Raw genomic sequence first — 16621 nt, 5'->3', positions numbered from 1 at the left:
ATCTATGACGGCATGACCGTCGGCCGATCGCTGAGCTTGCGTGAGCTCCGCCGCGGCATGCAGATGGTGTTCCAGGACTCCTACGCCTCGCTCAATCCGCGCCTGACGATCGAGGAATCCATTGCGTTCGGCCCCAAGGTCCACGGCATGGCCGACGGTGCGGCGCGCACGCTCGCGCGCGAGCTGCTCGGCAAGGTCGGCCTGCGCCCGGAAAACTTCGCCAATCGCTATCCGCACGAGATCTCCGGCGGCCAGCGCCAGCGCGTCAACATCGCCCGCGCCCTGGCCCTCTCGCCGCGGCTGGTGATCCTGGACGAGGCCGTTTCCGCGCTCGACAAATCCGTCGAGGCGCAGGTGCTCAATCTGCTCGCCGATCTCAAGCGCGAGTTCGGCCTGACTTATCTGTTCATCAGCCACGACCTCAATGTCGTGCGCTACATCTCGGACCGCGTGCTGGTGATGTATCTCGGCGAGGTCGTCGAGCTCGGCCCGGTCGACCAGGTCTGGGATCGGCCGGCGCATCCCTATACGCGCGCGCTGCTGGCGGCGATGCCGTCCTCCGACCCTGATCGCCGCACCGAGACGCCGCCGATCACGGGCGATCCGCCCAATCCGATCGATCCGCCGCCCGGCTGCCGCTTCCACACACGCTGCCCGTTTGCGGAGCCGCTCTGCGCAAATGCGACACCAAAACTCACCGCGCTGGATAATATGGGCCACGAGGCCGCGTGCTACATGGCGATACCGGGTTCAGGCCATAGCCTCGCGCCCAGGGGAGAGACCGCATGACGAGACCGACACCGAAAGAGATCAGGCCGATCGCGCAAATTGCCGGCGTTGCCGTGGATGACGAGATCGCAGAGCGCATCTCCAATGCCATCGGCCCGTCGTGCGAGGGCTTCGCCGCCATCGCCGGCACGCTGCCGTTCGATCTCGAGCCGGCCGGCTATGTTCTCGCGCAGACGCAGAAGGTGTCGAAATGAGCACCGAACCCGCATTGATGACGCTCACCGAGGTCGCGCGCGCGATCGCGGCGAAGCAGGTGTCGTCGCGCGAAGCCACCCGCGCGCTGCTGCACCGCATCGGGCAATGGCAGCCGCATCTCAATGCCTTCATGTCGATCGAGGCAGAAGCGGCATTGAAGGCCGCCGATGCCGCCGATGCTGAGCTGGCCAAGGGCAACGTCCGTGGTCCGCTGCACGGCGTGCCGCTCGCGCACAAGGACATGTATTACGACGCCGGTCACGTTGCGACCTGTGGCTCGCTGATCCGCCGCGACTTCGTGCCGACCGTCACCTCCACGGCGCTGCAGCGGCTGAAGGACGCCGGCCAGGTCCGTCTCGGCACGCTGCATCTGGCCGAATTCGCCTATGGCCCGACTGGGCACAACGCCCATTACGGTCCGGTGCGCAATCCCTGGAATGTCGCGCACATCACCGGCGGGTCCTCGTCCGGCTCCGGCTCGGCGGTGGCCGCGCGGCTGACCTTTGCGGCGCTCGGCTCGGACACCGGCGGCTCGATCCGCATGCCCGCGCATTTCTGCGGCGTCACGGGACTCAAGACCACCGTGGGCCGCGCCAGCCGCGCCGGCGCGATGCCGCTGTCACAATCGCTCGACACCGTCGGGCCGCTCGCCCGCACCGCCGAGGACTGCGCGCTGCTGCTGGCGCTGATGGCGGGGCCGGATCCCGCCGATTCGACCTGCAGCCACGCGCCGCTGTCGGACTATGTCGCGGCGACCAAAGGCTCGCTGAAGGGCCTGAAGATCGGCGTGCCCGCGTCCTTCTACGTCGACGATCTCGACAGCGAGGTTGCGCGCGTGCTGGATGAGACCATCGCGGTGCTCGAGCGTGAAGGCGCCGACATCGTCAAGGTCGAGCTACCGGACCAGCGGCAATTGTCCTCGGCGAGCCAGCTCGTGCTCGCCGCGGAAGCCGCTGCCTTCCACAAGCGCTGGATGATCGAGCGTCCGCAGGATTATGGCCCGCAGGTCCTGATGCGGCTCCAGAACGGCCTCGCCGTTCCCGCCATCACCTATCTCGAGGCGATGCGCTGGCGCGGACCGGCACTGGCTGCGCATAACGCGGCAACTGCGGGCGTCGATGCTGTGATCGCACCTGCGTCTCCGGTTCCCGCACCGACGATCGAGGAGAGCGACGTCGGCGGCGGTCCGAACGCGCCGGCGCTGTTACAGCGCCTGACGCTGTTCACCCGACCGGTCAATTTCCTCGGCCTGCCGTCGCTGACCATTCCATCGGGCTTCACCACGACCGGCCTGCCTGTCGGCATGCAGCTGATCGGGCGCTCCTTCGACGAGGCGACCCTGCTCACCATCGGCGCCGCCTTCCAGCGCGCCACCCACTATCACGACCGTCTGCCGAAGCTGCCGTCATGACCAATCTCGTCGATATCTCGGGCCTCAACATCCGCTTCACCGGCGAGCGCACGGTCTATGCCGTGAACGATCTCAGCCTCTCGCTCGGCAACAGCGAGGTGCTGGGCCTGCTCGGCGAATCCGGTTCGGGCAAGAGCGTGACCTTGCGTGCGCTGATGCGCCTCTTGCCGAAGAAGCGCACGCAGATCACGGGCAAGGTCAACGTGCTGGGGCAGGACGTGCTCGCCATGAATGACGAGCAGCTCTCGTCGTTCCGCGGCCAGACCGTGTCGATGATTTTCCAGGAGCCGGCGCTCGCGCTCGATCCGGTCTACACGATCGGCGCGCAGATCGCCGAAAGCGTAATGCGCCACGAAGGCAAGAGCTTTGCGGAGGGACGGGCGAGGGCCCTCGAAATGCTCGAGGTCGTCCGCATCCCCTCGGCGAAACGCCGCCTCGACGCCTATCCGCACGAGATGTCCGGCGGCATGCGCCAGCGCGCGATGATCGCGCTTGCGCTCGCCTGCCGGCCCAAGATCCTGCTCGCGGACGAGCCGACCACAGCGCTCGACGCCACAGTGCAGATCCAGATTCTCTTGCTGCTGCGCGAGCTGCAGCGCGAGTTCGGCATGTCCGTCATCTTCGTCACCCACGACATCGGCGTTGCCATCGAGATATGCGACCGCGTCGCGGTGATGTATGCCGGCCAGATCGTGGAGCAGGGCGCGCTGCGCGACATCGTCCGCTCGCCGGTCCACCCCTACGCCAAGGGCCTGCTCGCTTCGACCACCCACGGCGCCAAGCGCGGGCAGCGGCTGGAGACCATCCCGGGCACGCCGCCCTCGCTCGCCGAAAAGCCGCACAACTGCTCCTTCGCCCCCCGCTGCAAGCTCGTCGAGCCGCGTTGCCTGGAGCAATTGCCTCCCAATGTCGAGGTCGGACCGGGCCGGGCGGCGCGGTGCGTGCTGGCGGAGCCGGTCACCGTGCTGTCATAGTCCGATGAGTTAAACCGCGCTGCGCGAGCCCTTGCAGCATTCTCACCTCATTCATTCCGGTTCCCGTTCCATGCCTCCCGTTCGCGAAGAGGGACCTCACTGATGTACATTTCCAACGAAGGCCTGCTCGTCATCCTGTTCGTCGGCCTCGTCGCCGGCTGGCTGGCTGGAAAGATCGTGCGAGGCGCCGGATTCGGTATCATCGGCGATATCGTGATCGGCATCTGCGGCGCGCTGGTGGCGAGCCTCCTGTTTCCAAAGCTCGGCATCCGGCTTGGCACCGGACTCGTGTCCGAGATCGTCTATTCCGCGATCGGTGCGGTCATCCTGCTGGTGGTGGTGCGGCTGGTGCGCGGCGGCGGCCGGCTCTAGCCCCTTCGCTCGATCGGAACTCCAGCCGCACTTTTCCCGGAAGCGGCTGAAACCCTGCAAGAAAAAGCCGCAAGCCTGTGAAATTCCGGACTTGCGCGGAAGGCTGTCGCGGGTAGATGTGGCTCAAGAGGCCTCGGGGTTTATATTCGACCACGTCGGACGGCCGGAAAACAGATGTTAAGCCGAGGCGAGTACTCCTTGAATCGCCATTGAAATCAGGGCTTTGCCCGTTAGCCGAAAGAGATCAGACTGATGGCAGCCATCCCTGGCGTCCGCCGTTCAGAGCTCGGTGACGCCTTGCGCGCTTGTCGCACGGCGTTCATCGGCGTCGGCCTGATGAGCTGCATGATCAACCTGCTCTATCTCACCGGGTCGATCTTCATGCTGGAGGTCTACGACCGGGTGCTGCCGAGCCGCAGCGTTCCGACCCTAATCGGCCTCATCATCCTCGCCAGCTTCCTCTACATGGCGCAGGGCATGCTCGACATGATCCGCAACCGCATCCTGGGGCGGATCGGCACCGCGCTGGACGAGGCCCTCAACAAGCGCGTGTTCGACACCGTCGTGCGCCTGCCGCTGCTGGTCGGCAATCGCAACGAGGGCCTGCAGCCGCTGCGCGATCTCGACAATGTCCGCTCCTTCCTCGGCAGCATGGGCCCGAGCGCGTTCTTCGACCTGCCCTGGCTGCCGCTCTATCTCGCCATCTGCTTCGCCTTCCACGTCATGATCGGCCTCACCGCATTGGTCGGCGCCATCATCCTGGTCGGCCTGACGCTGGTCACCGAGTTCATGTCCCGCCAGCCGGCGAAGGAGGCGATGGGGCTTGCCGCCCAGCGCAACGATCTCGCCCAGGCCAGCCGCCGCAACGCCGAGGTCATGGTGTCGATGGGCATGGCTGGGCGGATGAACCAGCGCTGGAGCGAGACCAACGAGAAATATCTCGCCGGCAATCAGCGGGCGAGCGACGTCGCCGGCGGTCTCGGCGCGGTCGCCAAGGTGCTGCGCATGATGCTGCAATCGGCCGTGCTCGCGGTCGGCGCCTATCTCGTCATCCACCAGGAGGCGACTGCCGGCATCATCATCGCAGGCTCGATTCTCTCTGCGCGCGCGCTCGCGCCGGTCGATCTCGCCATCGCGCACTGGAAATCCTTCGTCGCGGCGCGCCAGAGCTGGCACCGCCTCACCCGCCTGCTGGAGCAGATGCCGGCGCAGGCGATGCCGACCCAGTTGCAGCCGCCCACCAGCCGGCTCTCGGTCGAAGGCATCGCCATCGTGCCGCCCGGCGATCAGCGCCTCGTCGTGCAGGACGTCACCTTCGCGCTCGCCGCCGGCAACGGCCTCGGCGTGATCGGCCCGAGCGGCTCCGGCAAGTCGTCATTGATCCGCGCGCTGGTCGGGGTCTGGCAGCCCGTGCGCGGAAAGGTGCGGCTCGACGGCGCGGCGCTCGATCAATGGTCGAGCGACGTGCTCGGCCGCCATATCGGCTATCTGCCGCAGGACGTCGAATTGTTCGGCGGCACCATCGCGCAGAACATCAGCCGGTTCGACCCCGAGGCGACATCGGACGGCATCATCGCGGCTGCGAAGGAAGCCGGCGTGCACGAGATGATCATCAAGATGCGCGAAGGCTACAACACGCAAGTCGGCGAGCAGGGCGCCGCGCTCTCCGCAGGGCAGGCGCAGCGGGTGGCGCTGGCTCGCGCGCTCTATGGCAACCCGTTCCTGATCGTGCTCGACGAGCCCAACTCCAATCTCGACACCGAAGGCGACGAGGCGCTGACCCGCGCCATCCGCTCGGCGCGCGAGCGCGGCGCCATCGTCGTCGTGGTGGCGCACCGCCCGATCGGGGTCGAGGCGGTCGACCAGATCCTGGTGCTGCGCGACGGCCGCATGCAGGCGTTCGGCCCCAAGGAGCAGGTGCTCGCCCAGGTGCTGCAGCCGCGCGCGACGCCGCCGGCTCCGATCAAGATCGTCAGCGAAGGTGGAGTGGCCAAACCATGAGCACAAAGCCATGAGCACGATGGCCGTCGGCGGCCCGAAGCCCGCCGCCAACAAAACCGTCCGCGATTCCATCAAGTTCCACCTGCTGCTCGGCCTTGCGATCGTGCTGGTCCTGGTCGTCGGCCTCGGCGGCTGGGCCTCGACCGTCCTCATCTCGGGCGCGCTGATCGCCCCTGGGCAGATCGTGGTCGAATCCAACGTCAAGAAGGTGCAGCATCCGACCGGCGGCGTCGTCGGCGAGGTGCGCGCTCGCGACGGTGACCGGGTCAAGTCCGGCGACATCGTGGTGCGGCTCGACGACACCGTCACCAAGGCCAACCTTGCGATCGTCACCAAGAACCTGGACGCCGCGCAGGCGCGTGCAGCGCGATTGCAGGCCGAACAGCGCGGCCTCGACCAGATCGAGTTTCCGCAGGTTCTGCTCGATCGCGCCGGCGATCCCGACGTCAAGGTGCTGCTCTCCGCAGAGACCAAGCTGTTCGACGTCCGCGTCAATGGCCGCACCGGGCAGAAGGCGCAGCTGCGCGAGCGCATCACGCAGCTCAACGAGGAGATCGCGGGGCTCAGTGCCCAGGAGAAGGCCAAGGACCAGGAGATCGCGCTGGTGCAGAACGAGCTCACCGGCGTGCGCGAGCTCTACGACAAGCGCCTGGTGCAGATCTCGCGCCTGACCCAACTCGAACGCGACTCGGCGCGCCTCAACGGCGAGCGCGCGCAATACATCGCCGCGCGCGCCCAGGCCAAGGGCAAGATCACCGAGACCGAGCTCCAGATCATCCAGATCGACAAGGACGTGGTCAGCGAGGTTTCCAAGGACCTGCGCGAGACCAACGACAAGATCGGTGAGCTGATCGAGCGCAAGGTCGCCGCCGAAGACCAGCTCCGCCGCATCGACATCCGCGCGCCGCAGGACGGCATGGTGCTGCAATCGACGGTGCACACTGTCGGCGGCGTCGTCACCGCGGGCGACGCCTTGATGCTGATCGTGCCGCAGGCCGACGATCTCCAGGTTGAAGCCAAGGTCAATCCGGTCGACATCGACAAGCTCCAGATCGGCCAGAAGACGCTGCTGCGTCTGTCCGCCTTCAACCAGCGCACCACGCCGGAGCTCAACGGCCTCGTCAGCCGGGTCTCACCTGATGTCACCACCGACCAGCGCACCGGCCAGAGCTACTACACCATCCGCGTCTCGATGCCGCCGGAAGAGATTGCACGGCTCGGCGACGTCAAGATGATCCCCGGCATGCCCGTGGAAGCCTTCGTCCAGACCGGCGACCGCACCATGCTGTCCTATCTGATGAAGCCGCTGCACGACCAGCTGATGCGTGCGTTCCGGGAGAGGTGACGCGCGAAAGCGCGGCATCCCGGAGCGCGCTTAGCGCGCATCCGGGATCTCGTGCGGCATACTCGGTGTCATCGTCCGGCTTGACCGGGCGATCCAGTATCCCAGAGACATGAGTGATTGAACCGATAGGCCGCGGCGTACTGGATGCCCCGGTCAAGCCGGAGCATGACAGCGGTGTGCATAGCGTGCAATCCACCCTTCGCTGACGCGTCTGCGTGTTCTTGCTATAGTTCGACTGAAGCCCAAGCAATCCGGCGGTCGAACCATGCAATCTCCTCCCACCATCGCCACCCAGTCCTTCTCGGACGCGTCCGCAGCGGTCGCCCGTCTCGAGGAGATCTACGAGCGCAACACCAAGTTCCTGCGCGACCGGTTCGAGGCCTATGTCGGCGGCGCAGCCATCACGACGCGGGCGCGGGCCTATTATCCGTTCGTCCGCATCACCACCGCGACGCATGCGCGGCTGGACTCGCGGCTCGCCTATGGCTTCGTCGCCGGGCCCGGCGTGCACGAGACCAGCGTCACGCGGCCGGATCTGTTCCGCAGCTATCTCACCGAGCAGATCGGGCTCCTGATCAAGAACCACGGCGTACCCGTCGAGATCGGCGAGTCCACCGAGCCGATCCCGATCCACTTCGCCTATCGGCGCGACATCAACATCGAGGCGGCCATCACCACCAGCGAGAACTCGCCCGTGGCGCGATCGCTGCGCGATGCGTTCGACGTGCCTGATCTGGCGACGATGGACGATTCCATCGCCGACGGCACCCTCGAGCGCCAGCCCGGCGCGCCCGAGCCGCTGTCGCTGTTCCGCGCCGCCCGCGTCGATTACTCGCTGCGACGGCTCTATCACTACACCGGCACCGATCCCGAATATTTCCAGAACTTCGTGATCTTCACCAATTACCAGTTCTATGTCGACGCCTTTGCGCAAGCATGCCAGCAACGGCTTCAGTCCGGCGAGGCCGGCCTCGATGCTTTCGTCTCGCCCGGCAACGTCATCATGCAGAGCGGCGGCGCGATCAACGGCACCGCGCCGGCTCGCGTGCCGCAGATGCCGGCCTTCCATCTGGTCATGCCGGACTATCGCGGCATCACCCTGATCAACATCGGCACCGGCCCGTCCAATGCGCGCAACGTCACCGACCACGTCGCGGTGCTGCGCCCGCACGCCTGGCTGATGCTCGGCCATTGCGCGGGCCTGCGCAACACGCAGCGGCTCGGCGACTACGTGCTGGCGCACGGCTATGTGCGCGAGGACCATGTGCTCGACCGCGAGTTGCCGCCGTGGGTGCCGATCCCGGCACTGGCCGAGATGCAGGTCGCGCTCGAGGAGGCGGTCGAGGACGTCACCGGGCTCGAAGGCTTTGAGCTCAAGCGCCTGATGCGCACGGGTACGGTCGCCAGCGTCGACAACCGCAACTGGGAGATTTCCGGACCGGAAGTGATCCGCCGTCTGTCTCAGTCGCGTGCGGTTGCGCTCGATATGGAATCGGCCGCGATCGCCGCCAACGGCTACCGCTTCCGCGTGCCTTACGGCACTCTGCTGTGCGTCTCCGACAAGCCGCTGCACGGCGAGATCAAGCTCGCCGGCATGGCCAGCGAATTCTACCGCCGCCGTGTCGGCCAGCATCTCGAGATCGGCTTGAAGGCGCTGGAGCGGCTCAAGCAGCAGGAATCGGAGCGCCTGCATTCGCGAAAGCTCCGCAGTTTCGCCGAAGTCGCGTTCCAGTAGGTCGGGGCCCCCTTCATCCTTGCTGACAGGCCGGACAATTTTCCGCATTGTCCGCGAGGGGGGCCGACCGGGACGCCTGCAATGCCGCTCACGCGCGACAAGATCATCGGCCATGATCTCGAACGGCTGGCCTTTCGCTTCACCATGCAGAACGACGGCGAGGTCGTGCAATGCCAGATCAGCGACGCCGCGATGGACGAGCTCGCGGGCATGCAGGGCACCGAGACCAGCGCACGTCAGGCGCAGTTCCTGTCGCTGCGCGAGACCATCGAGCGGATCGCGTCGGACCTCTACGACGAGGCGCCGCGATTCCCGGGCTACGTGGTGCGGATTTTCGTGCGGCATTTGGGACGGTGACGGTGTAGGTTGCCGCCGGCAATAGGCCTCTCCGTCATCCTGCGAGGCTCCCCTTGCGATGCAAGGGGAGCACCTCAGGATGACGGTACTGAAAGCGTACTCGCTGCCAACGGCAACGTCATCCCTCCAGCTTCCGCAACAACAACTTCAGCGCCGCCGCAGCGAACATTTGCATGTTGCCGAACCGGTCGTTGCTATCAGTCTCCAGCGTCATCACCTCCGCGGCGGGTCCTGCGACCGCCATGCAGCTATGGCCCGCAGCGTCGCCGTAGCGGTTGCCGGTGGGCCCCGCCGCACCGGTCTCGGACAGGCCCCAATCACAATTGAAGCGGCTGCGCATCTGTTCGGCCAGCAATTGCGCGTAGGGCTCCGACGACGACCGAAAGCCCTTCATGCCGTCATCCGAAATATCCATCAGCACCCGCCTGGCATCGCGGGTGTAGACCACCGCGCCGCCGAGGTAATAGGCGGAGGCCCCGGGCACCGCGAGCAGGCTGGCCGAGATCAGGCCGCCGGCCGACGATTCCGCAACCGCGACGGTCTGTTTGCGCGCGATCAGTTTGGCCGCGACCTGTTCCGCGATGCCGACGAGTTCTTTCATCTCCAGTCCCCCCTCATTCCTTCGCAACCGAGCTCAGCCTTCCTAGCATATGACGGAAGGCTTGGCCGAGTTGCGGGCGACGGGCAGGCCTGCTTGAATGCCGGGGATAAGAAGACACATGAGGAAACGTGAGAAGGGAGACGTCATGACGTCCCTGATCGCCGGCGGCATCGACTGCGATGTGCATCCGGCCGTGCCGCATCTGACCAGCCTGCTGCCCTACCTGAACGACTATTGGCGCGATCAGGTGACGACGCGCGGCATGGTCGACCTCGTCTCGCAATCCTATCCGCAGAACTCGCCGATCACGGCGCGGCCGGACTGGCGTCCCGAGACAGGCAAACCCGGCGAAAGCCTGGCGGACTTGCAGCGCCATGTGCTCGATCCTTTTCAGGTCAAACATGCCATCTGCAATCCGCTCTATGGCGTGCAGATGGTGTTCTCCGAGGACATGCAGGCCGCCTTCTGCCGCGCGCTGAACGACTGGTTGGCGAAGGAATGGCTCGACCGCGACAAGCGGCTGCGCGGCTCGATCGTGATCCCGACGCAAAGCGTCGAGAAGGCCGTCGCCGAGATCGAACGCTGTGCACCGGACAAGCGCTTCGTGCAGGTCCTGATGCTGGTCATGGGCGACGTACCGCTCGGCAAGCGGGCGCTGTGGCCGATCTATGAGGCTGCGGAGCGGCTGCAACTGCCGGTCGGCATCCATGCCGGTTCCGCCTATCACAATCCGCCGACCTCCGTGGGCTGGGGCTCCTACCACATCGAGGACTATGTCGGGCAGGCCCAGGCGTTCCAGACCCAGCTCACCAGCCTGATCGTCGAGGGCGTGTTCGCCAAATATCCGCGGCTGAAAATGGTGATGCTGGAATCCGGCGTGTCCTGGATCGCGCCCTATCTTTGGCGCCTGCACAAGTTCTGGCGCGGGGTGCGGATGGAGACGCCATGGGTCGATCGCGCGCCGCTCGACATTGTGCGCAGCAACATCCGCTTCTCGTTACAGCCTTTTGATGCGCCGCCGGAACCCGAGACATTAATTCGCCTGTTTGATCATATGCAGTCGGATGAATTGGTCCTATTCTCTACGGACTATCCGCACTGGCAGTTCGATGGCCAGGAGGCGCTGCCCGAAGGTCTGTCCCCCGATCTCGTGCGCAAGATCATGATCGACAATCCGCGTGCGACTTATCCCCGTCTGACATGAGCCCGCTGCCAAAGGAGGCAAGGCGATGAATATCCAGTTTCGCGAGAACCAAGACGCAGCTTCCCCTCTGGCCGTAAAAACCGCGATCGCGGACTGCGACATCCATCCGGCGCGCGCCACTCGCACCGAGCTCTATCCCTACCTCGCCAAACGCTGGCAGCATCACCTCGAAGTCTACGGCGTCCATGCCTATCAGGGCATGATGGAAGGCCCGCCCTATCCAAAGGCCCAGCCCAACGCCTCGCGCCGTGACGCCTGGCCGCCGGAAGGCGGCCCGCAGGGCTCCTCGCTATCTTTCATGCAGAAACAGCTGCTCGATCCCAACAACGTGCAACTGGGCGTGCTCAATCCGCTCAACACCGGGCAGGGCATCCGCAATCACGAGCTCTCGGCCGCCTTGTGCTCGGCGATCAACGACTGGCAGATCGACAAATGGACCAGCAAGGACAAGCGGCTGAAAGCGTCGATCGTCGTCGGCAATGAGGACGGGCTTTCGGCGGCTGCCGAGATCCGCGAGCGCGCGGGGGACAAGAATTTCGTGCAGGTGCTGCTTCTCAGCCGCAACGTCGAGCCGCTCGGCCAGCGCCGCTACTGGCCGATCTATCAGGCCGCGGAAGAAGCGGGGCTCCCCGTCGGCGTTCACGCCTTCGGCTTCGGCGGCAACCCGATCACGCCCTCGGGCTGGCCGTCCTATTACATCGAGGAGATGGTCGGGCACTCACCGTGCCAGCAATCGGCGCTGGCGAGCCTGGTTTTGGAGGGCGTGTTCGAGCGCTTCCCGAAATTGAAGATGGTGATGATCGAGGCCGGCTTCGGCTGGGCGCCATCGCTATGCTGGCGGCTCGACAAGGCTTGGCAGCGGCTGCGCAGCGAGGTGCCGCATGTGAAGCGGCCGCCCTCGGAATATATCCGCGAACAGGTGTGGTGGACCACGCAGCCGATGGAGGATCCGGAAAGCCGCGAGCACCTGTTCGACGTCATCAAATGGATCGGCTGGGATCGGCTGCTGTTCGCAACCGACTATCCGCATTGGGACTATGACGAGCCCTCGCGCGTCCTGCCGGCCGGCGTCAGCGAGGCCAATCGCGAGGCGTTCTACCTCGGCAATGCCAAGAAGCTGTACGGCATTTCCTGATGGCAAGACACGTCATCGCGCCGGTCGACGAGCTTCCGCCGGGCACGCGAAAATTCCTCGAGATCGACGGACGGCCGATCGCCGTCTTCAACATCAAGGGTGAATATTTCGGCCTGATGAACCGCTGCCCGCATCAGGGCGCGGCGCTGTGCGAGGGCCCGCTGATCGGGCTCGCGCAATCGAGCAATCCCGGGGAGATCGAGTACACCAAGCTCGGCGAGATCATCCGCTGTCCCTGGCACGGCTGGGAGTTCGACATCCGCACCGGCCAATCCTACTGCGACCCCCGCCGCTTCCGCGTGAAGGCCTACCCGGCCCATGTCGAGCCGGGCGCGACCGTGGTGAAGGGCCCATATGTCGCCGAGACGATCCCGGTCAGGATCGAGAGAGATTACGTGGTGGTGGAGCTGTAAGCCGACCGCGCCGTCATTCCGGGGCGCGCGTAGCGCGAGCCCGGAATCCATCGTGCGACAGAAATGCTGGGAGAAATGGATTCCGGGCTCGCCTCTTCGAGGCGCCCCGGAATGACACCGTCCTAACGCCCGGCCATCGGCTCCGGCACCGCGTCATAGGCCGGCGCCACCTTGCCACCGCCGCGATAGACCGTCGCGGCCGCGATGATGCCGAGCAGGGCGGCGAACATCAGCCAGAAGCCGGGCGCGGCCTTGTCGCCGGTGCGCTCGATCAGCCAGGTCGAGGCGAACGGCGTGAAGGTGCCGAACAGGGCGGCGGCGAGCGCGAAGGCGAGCGAGAAGCAGGTGGTACGCACATGCGCCGGCACGATCTCGACCAGCGCACCCAGCATGGTGCCGCTGTAGACGCCGAAATAGAACGAGAACATCATCTCGACCGCGAGCAGCTTGCCGAACGTCGGCGCCGCCACCAGCCAGTGCAATGACGGATAGGCGGTCACCAGCGACAGGCAGGCGATCGTGATCAGCACCGGCTTGCGGCCGATGCGATCGGAGAGCGCGCCGCCGACCGGATTCCAGATGAAGTTGGCCACCGCGACGAGCAGCGTGACCAGCAGCGCGTCATGCGTCGACAGCTTCAGCACGGTCTTGCCGAAGGTCGGCGTGTACACGGTGACGAAGTAGAACGTCGTCGTGGTCAGGATCGCGATCATCATCCCGAGAACGACGATGCGCCAGTTGGCGAGCGCGGAGGCGAACACCTCGTTCGCGGTCGGATGCTTCTTCATGGCGAGGAAGGCCGGCGTCTCCTCCAGCGTCCGCCGCAGGACGAAGATCAGCGGAATGATCAGGCATCCCACGAAGAACGGAATGCGCCAGCCCCAGGCGGCCACGGTGTCGGCCGGCATCACCTCGGAGAGGATGTAGCCGAGGATCGAGGCCACGAAGATCGCGACCTGCTGGCTCGACGACTGGAACGAGGTATAGAAGCCGCGATTGCCGGGCGTTGCGATTTCCGCAAGGTATACCGACACGCCGCCGAGCTCGACGCCGGCCGAGAAGCCTTGCAGCAGACGGCCGGCCAGCACGATGATTGGCGCCGCGATGCCGATGGTTTCGTAGCTTGGGCAGAACGCGATGACGACGGTGCCGACAGCCATGATTCCGAGCGTGACGATCAGGCCCCGGCGGCGGCCGATGCGGTCGATGTAAGCCCCGAGCACGATCGCGCCGACGGGGCGCATGAGGGCGCCGAGCCAGAACACGCCGAAGGTGTTGAGCAGCGAGGCTGTCTCGTTGGTCGAAGGGAAGAACGCCTTGCCGATCGCCGCGGCGTAGAAGCCGAACAGGAAGAAGTCGAACTGCTCGAGGAAATTGCCTGACGTCGCGCGCAGGATGGCGCCGATGCGCGATGTGATGGCGGGCGGATGGGGTGGGGCGGCTGGTCCAGCCATGACGTTGCTCCCTCGTGGCCCGCCGGGAATGTCATTCCGGCAAGGTGACAGATTGATGCTGCGACAATCTGCCGTACCCCTTCCCGCGCAGGACGCGACGAGTCAACCGATTTTACCGGCGAAGCTGATGATTTTTCAGGCTTTATTTTGCACTGCAGCGATCATCCAGTTACGGAACGCAACCAGCTTCGGCGCCTCACGGCGGCCTTCCGGGGAGACCAGGTAGAAGCCGGCATCCGCCGGGAGCGCGATCTTGAAGGGAACGACGAGCCGGCCCTTGGCGATGTCGTCCTGGACGTAGGAGGTCCGCCCCATCGCGACGCCGATGCCGTCGATCGCGGCCTGGATCGTCATGAAGATCATGTCGAAGGTGATGCCGGGCTGCCTCGCGATCTCCGCCGGCAGGCCCGCCGCAGTCAACCATAGCCGCCAGTCGTCGCTGTTGGCGTTCGAGGTGTGCAGCAGGGGATGGTGGCGCAGGTCCTCGGGCCGGCGCAGCGGCTTGTCGCCGCGCAGCAGCGACGGGCTGCACACCGGAAACAATTCGTCCGCCATCAGCCAGTCGGCGCGCAGGCCCGGCCATTGGCCGCGGCCATAGCGGATCGCGGCATCGACATTGTCTCGCTGGAAATCGACCAGACTGGTCGAGGTGGTGATGCGTACGTCGATGCCGGGATGCTGTTCCTGAAAATCGGTCAGCCGCGGCAGCAGCCATTTGGCGGCGAGCGAGGCCAGCGTCGATACCGTCAGGACCTTGTCGTCGTCCTTGCGCAGCAGCCGGTCGGTGGCAAGCCGGAGGTCATTGAAGGCGGCGCGGACACCCGGCAGGTAATCACGCGCCTCCGGCGTCAGCGCCAGCGCGCGGTTCTGCCGGATGAACAGGCGGATGCCGAGCTCCTCCTCCAGCCTGCGGATCTGATGGCTGATCGCGGTCTGCGTCACGTTCAGCTCGCTGGCCGCCAGCGTGAAGCTGAGATGGCGCGCGGCAGCCTCGAACGCCCGCAATCCGTTCAGGGAGGGCAATCTGGCAGTCATCTGGCAACAGGATGCATGACGTTATTTCATGCGAAGAGGTATAAATTGTCGTTTGTCGCGCTGCAGCAGGAAGCAGATATTAGCGATCAAGATAGCTCAAGGAGCTGAAGATGTCCATTTTGACCCAGAATTCGATGACAAATCATCATGCGCCAGGTCTCCTTTACCAGATCGGCGACATCCTCCACGTCTGGCATGAGCGCTATAGGACCCGGCGCGAGCTGACCCATTGGACGGCCCGCGACCTCCAGGACGTCGGGCTGTCGTGGACGGATGTGGCCTACGAGGCTGAGAAACCCTTCTGGCGGGCCTGACAGGCCGCCAGGCCGGCGCCGCCTGAGCACAGGGGCGCCGGCGGTCCCTTTCCGGATGCCATGCGTCATGACAACCTTCAGTCTCGAAGACCTCAGGCAACATGCGGACGTGCTGCGCACCCGGCACGGTGAGCGGCTCAATGTTCGCTTCATCGAGCCGCGCGATACCGACGAAATCCAGCACTATGTCCGCTCGCTCTCGAGCCGCTCTCGCTACAACCGCTTCTTCGGCGCGATCAGCGAACTGCCGAAAGGCCTGCTGCACGATTTCCTCGAGGTCGGCGAGCGCGATCGCTTCAGCATCGTGGCAACGATGATGGTCGACGGCTTCGACACCATCGTGGCGGAGGCGCGCTACGCCTTTCATGCCGAGACCGCGGCGCTTGAATTCGGCCTCTCGGTCGACGATCGCTGGCAGGGGCACGGCATCGCCACCGCGCTGATGAAGAACCTCGAATGCCGCGCGGCCGCGCTTGGTGCCGAGCGCATGTTCGGCGACACGCTTCGCTCGAACGAGGCGATGGTTTCGCTCGCGCGCAAATCCGGCTTCGCTTTCGTCAACCACCCCGACGATTGGAAGCTGGTGCGTTTCGACAAGGAGATCAGCGTCGAACCGAAAGACATTCCTTGCGCGAGCTGGCGCCTCGCCGCCGTTTCCCGTCAGGCCGAACGCCCCTCAGCCTCGGCCTGACAAACTGCAAGCCCGGCCTGGTCAAGCCAGCGCCGGGCTTTTTTGCACTCATTCACGCGCCTTCGCTGCTGAAGTCGGTCGAGGTCGCGACCGACCGCCATCCTGCCAGCTCCTTCGCAACGAAGGCGTTCTTGGTTTCGATCCGCTCCACCGTGTCGCTGCCGAGCGGCAGCCGCAGCGGCGGATTCTGCGCATCCACCAGCTTGAGGAAGGCCTGCGCCAGCTTGCGCGGATCGCCGCGCTGGCCGTGGTTGACGTCAGCCGCATGCGCGCGGGCCTTGCCGACGCTCTCGTGATAATCGTCGATCACATGCGCGGTGCGCGACAGCGAGGTCTCGTCGAGGAAGTCGGTACGGAAGAAGCCCGGCTCGACCACGGTGACTTTGATGCCGAGCGGCGCGACTTCGCCGGCCAGCGCCTCGCTGATCCCTTCGACCGCGAATTTGGTGGCGCCGTAGACGCCCCAGCCGGGATAGCCGGTGTAGCCGCCGACCGACGAGATGTTGATGACGTGACCCGACCGCTGCCGGCGCATGTGCGGCAGCACTGCGCGGGTAACGCCAAGGAGCCCGAACACGTTCGTGCCGAATAGCTT

General features: G+C 65.5%; 18 protein-coding genes. 14 read left to right on the top strand and 4 right to left on the bottom strand.

The genetic code is table 11. The annotated features are described in order from the left end of the window. The 9 genes from JHD07_RS11285 to JHD07_RS11245 form a co-directional block, all read left to right on the top strand. Nucleotides 1-789 (top strand): oligopeptide/dipeptide ABC transporter ATP-binding protein (locus JHD07_RS11285; RefSeq protein ID WP_291621990.1); only part of this gene is annotated, 789 nt, incomplete at its 5' end. Beyond that, nucleotides 786-983: a hypothetical protein gene (locus tag JHD07_RS11280; RefSeq protein WP_291621988.1), complete on the top strand. Its 198-nt coding sequence runs from the start codon at nt 786-788 to the stop codon at nt 981-983. The genes JHD07_RS11285 and JHD07_RS11280, both read left to right, overlap by 4 nt. After that, a complete protein-coding gene (locus tag JHD07_RS11275; RefSeq protein WP_291621987.1) occupies nt 980-2395 on the top strand; it encodes an amidase in 1416 nt (471 codons plus the stop codon). The genes JHD07_RS11280 and JHD07_RS11275 overlap by 4 nt, the downstream gene beginning before the upstream one ends. Next, nucleotides 2392-3369, top strand: coding sequence for an ABC transporter ATP-binding protein (locus tag JHD07_RS11270; protein WP_291621984.1), 978 nt, complete (start codon nt 2392-2394; stop codon nt 3367-3369). Before JHD07_RS11275 ends, JHD07_RS11270 begins: the two co-directional genes overlap by 4 nt. A 102-nt stretch (nt 3370-3471) precedes the next feature. After that, nucleotides 3472-3741, top strand: coding sequence for a GlsB/YeaQ/YmgE family stress response membrane protein (locus tag JHD07_RS11265; RefSeq protein ID WP_291621982.1), 270 nt, complete (start codon nt 3472-3474; stop codon nt 3739-3741). Between the two features lie 252 nt (nt 3742-3993). Continuing rightward, nucleotides 3994-5742 carry a type I secretion system permease/ATPase gene (locus JHD07_RS11260; RefSeq protein WP_291621980.1) on the top strand — a complete coding sequence of 583 codons (1749 nt, stop codon included), beginning with the start codon at nt 3994-3996 and terminating at the stop codon, nt 5740-5742. 10 nt (nt 5743-5752) lie between these two features. Then, nucleotides 5753-7087, top strand: a complete 1335-nt coding sequence (locus tag JHD07_RS11255) for an HlyD family type I secretion periplasmic adaptor subunit (protein ID WP_291621977.1) — start codon at nt 5753-5755, stop codon at nt 7085-7087. 265 nt (nt 7088-7352) lie between these two features. Next, nucleotides 7353-8822 (top strand): AMP nucleosidase, encoded by a 1470-nt coding sequence (locus tag JHD07_RS11250; RefSeq protein WP_291621975.1) that lies wholly within the window; start codon nt 7353-7355, stop codon nt 8820-8822. A gap of 81 nt (nt 8823-8903) precedes the next feature. Further along, on the top strand, nt 8904-9179 hold the full coding sequence (locus JHD07_RS11245; protein ID WP_291621974.1) for a DUF1488 family protein: 276 nt from the start codon (nt 8904-8906) through the stop codon (nt 9177-9179). A 118-nt stretch (nt 9180-9297) separates the two neighbouring features. On the opposite strand, the gene JHD07_RS11240 is transcribed toward JHD07_RS11245, so the two are convergent. Further along, complete coding sequence (locus JHD07_RS11240; protein WP_291621972.1) at nt 9298-9780, bottom strand: CinA family protein; 483 nt, start codon at nt 9778-9780, stop codon at nt 9298-9300. A 145-nt stretch (nt 9781-9925) separates the two neighbouring features. Between JHD07_RS11240 and JHD07_RS11235 the strand changes: the two genes are divergently transcribed. The 3 genes from JHD07_RS11235 to JHD07_RS11225 are packed head-to-tail and all read left to right on the top strand — an operon-like array spanning nt 9926 to nt 12532. Further along, nucleotides 9926-10984, top strand: a complete 1059-nt coding sequence (locus JHD07_RS11235; RefSeq protein ID WP_291621970.1) for an amidohydrolase family protein — start codon at nt 9926-9928, stop codon at nt 10982-10984. 25 nt (nt 10985-11009) lie between these two features. Then, nucleotides 11010-12119: an amidohydrolase family protein gene (locus JHD07_RS11230; protein ID WP_291621968.1), complete on the top strand. Its 1110-nt coding sequence runs from the start codon at nt 11010-11012 to the stop codon at nt 12117-12119. Further along, entirely contained in the window at nt 12119-12532 is a 414-nt protein-coding gene (locus JHD07_RS11225; protein ID WP_291621966.1) for a Rieske (2Fe-2S) protein, read from the top strand. The genes JHD07_RS11230 and JHD07_RS11225 overlap by 1 nt, the downstream gene beginning before the upstream one ends. 122 nt (nt 12533-12654) lie before the next feature. Here the strand turns inward: JHD07_RS11225 and JHD07_RS11220 are convergent, their stop codons facing one another. Together JHD07_RS11220 and JHD07_RS11215 are read right to left on the bottom strand one after the other, a co-directional pair. After that, nucleotides 12655-13986 (bottom strand): MFS transporter, encoded by a 1332-nt coding sequence (locus JHD07_RS11220; RefSeq protein WP_291621964.1) that lies wholly within the window; start codon nt 13984-13986, stop codon nt 12655-12657. 135 nt (nt 13987-14121) lie between these two features. Next, entirely contained in the window at nt 14122-15021 is a 900-nt protein-coding gene (locus JHD07_RS11215; RefSeq protein WP_291621962.1) for a transcriptional regulator GcvA, read from the bottom strand. Nucleotides 15022-15131: 110 nt separating this feature from the next. Here JHD07_RS11215 and JHD07_RS11210 point away from each other — a divergent pair, with 110 nt between their 5' ends. Both JHD07_RS11210 and JHD07_RS11205 read left to right on the top strand, forming a co-directional pair. Next, nucleotides 15132-15335 (top strand): DUF1127 domain-containing protein, encoded by a 204-nt coding sequence (locus JHD07_RS11210; RefSeq protein ID WP_291621960.1) that lies wholly within the window; start codon nt 15132-15134, stop codon nt 15333-15335. A gap of 67 nt (nt 15336-15402) precedes the next feature. Then, on the top strand, nt 15403-16026 hold the full coding sequence (locus tag JHD07_RS11205) for a GNAT family N-acetyltransferase (RefSeq protein WP_291621959.1): 624 nt from the start codon (nt 15403-15405) through the stop codon (nt 16024-16026). A 52-nt stretch (nt 16027-16078) separates the two neighbouring features. Here JHD07_RS11205 and JHD07_RS11200 read toward each other — a convergent pair. After that, nucleotides 16079-16621 (bottom strand): SDR family NAD(P)-dependent oxidoreductase (locus JHD07_RS11200; protein ID WP_291621957.1); only part of this gene is annotated, 543 nt, incomplete at its 5' end.

This window comes from Bradyrhizobium sp. (assembly GCF_016462955.1).
Taxonomy (GTDB): domain Bacteria; phylum Pseudomonadota; class Alphaproteobacteria; order Rhizobiales; family Xanthobacteraceae; genus Bradyrhizobium.
Note: the sequence above shows the minus strand (reverse complement) of the source record. Positions and strands in the feature narration are given on the sequence as shown.

What these genes read in the sequence shown, in the direction of transcription:
- JHD07_RS11280 (WP_291621988.1), top strand. Translation starts at nt 786, where the DNA reads ATGACGAGACCGACACCGAAAGAGATCAGGCCGATCGCGCAAATTGCC.
- JHD07_RS11275 (WP_291621987.1), top strand. Translation starts at nt 980, where the DNA reads ATGAGCACCGAACCCGCATTGATGACGCTCACCGAGGTCGCGCGCGCG.
- JHD07_RS11270 (WP_291621984.1), top strand. Translation starts at nt 2,392, where the DNA reads ATGACCAATCTCGTCGATATCTCGGGCCTCAACATCCGCTTCACCGGC.
- JHD07_RS11265 (WP_291621982.1), top strand. Translation starts at nt 3,472, where the DNA reads ATGTACATTTCCAACGAAGGCCTGCTCGTCATCCTGTTCGTCGGCCTC.
- JHD07_RS11260 (WP_291621980.1), top strand. Translation starts at nt 3,994, where the DNA reads ATGGCAGCCATCCCTGGCGTCCGCCGTTCAGAGCTCGGTGACGCCTTG.
- JHD07_RS11255 (WP_291621977.1), top strand. Translation starts at nt 5,753, where the DNA reads ATGAGCACGATGGCCGTCGGCGGCCCGAAGCCCGCCGCCAACAAAACC.
- JHD07_RS11250 (WP_291621975.1), top strand. Translation starts at nt 7,353, where the DNA reads ATGCAATCTCCTCCCACCATCGCCACCCAGTCCTTCTCGGACGCGTCC.
- JHD07_RS11245 (WP_291621974.1), top strand. Translation starts at nt 8,904, where the DNA reads ATGCCGCTCACGCGCGACAAGATCATCGGCCATGATCTCGAACGGCTG.
- JHD07_RS11240 (WP_291621972.1), bottom strand. Translation starts at nt 9,780, where the DNA reads ATGAAAGAACTCGTCGGCATCGCGGAACAGGTCGCGGCCAAACTGATC.
- JHD07_RS11235 (WP_291621970.1), top strand. Translation starts at nt 9,926, where the DNA reads ATGACGTCCCTGATCGCCGGCGGCATCGACTGCGATGTGCATCCGGCC.
- JHD07_RS11230 (WP_291621968.1), top strand. Translation starts at nt 11,010, where the DNA reads ATGAATATCCAGTTTCGCGAGAACCAAGACGCAGCTTCCCCTCTGGCC.
- JHD07_RS11225 (WP_291621966.1), top strand. Translation starts at nt 12,119, where the DNA reads ATGGCAAGACACGTCATCGCGCCGGTCGACGAGCTTCCGCCGGGCACG.
- JHD07_RS11220 (WP_291621964.1), bottom strand. Translation starts at nt 13,986, where the DNA reads ATGGCTGGACCAGCCGCCCCACCCCATCCGCCCGCCATCACATCGCGC.
- JHD07_RS11215 (WP_291621962.1), bottom strand. Translation starts at nt 15,021, where the DNA reads ATGACTGCCAGATTGCCCTCCCTGAACGGATTGCGGGCGTTCGAGGCT.
- JHD07_RS11210 (WP_291621960.1), top strand. Translation starts at nt 15,132, where the DNA reads ATGTCCATTTTGACCCAGAATTCGATGACAAATCATCATGCGCCAGGT.
- JHD07_RS11205 (WP_291621959.1), top strand. Translation starts at nt 15,403, where the DNA reads ATGACAACCTTCAGTCTCGAAGACCTCAGGCAACATGCGGACGTGCTG.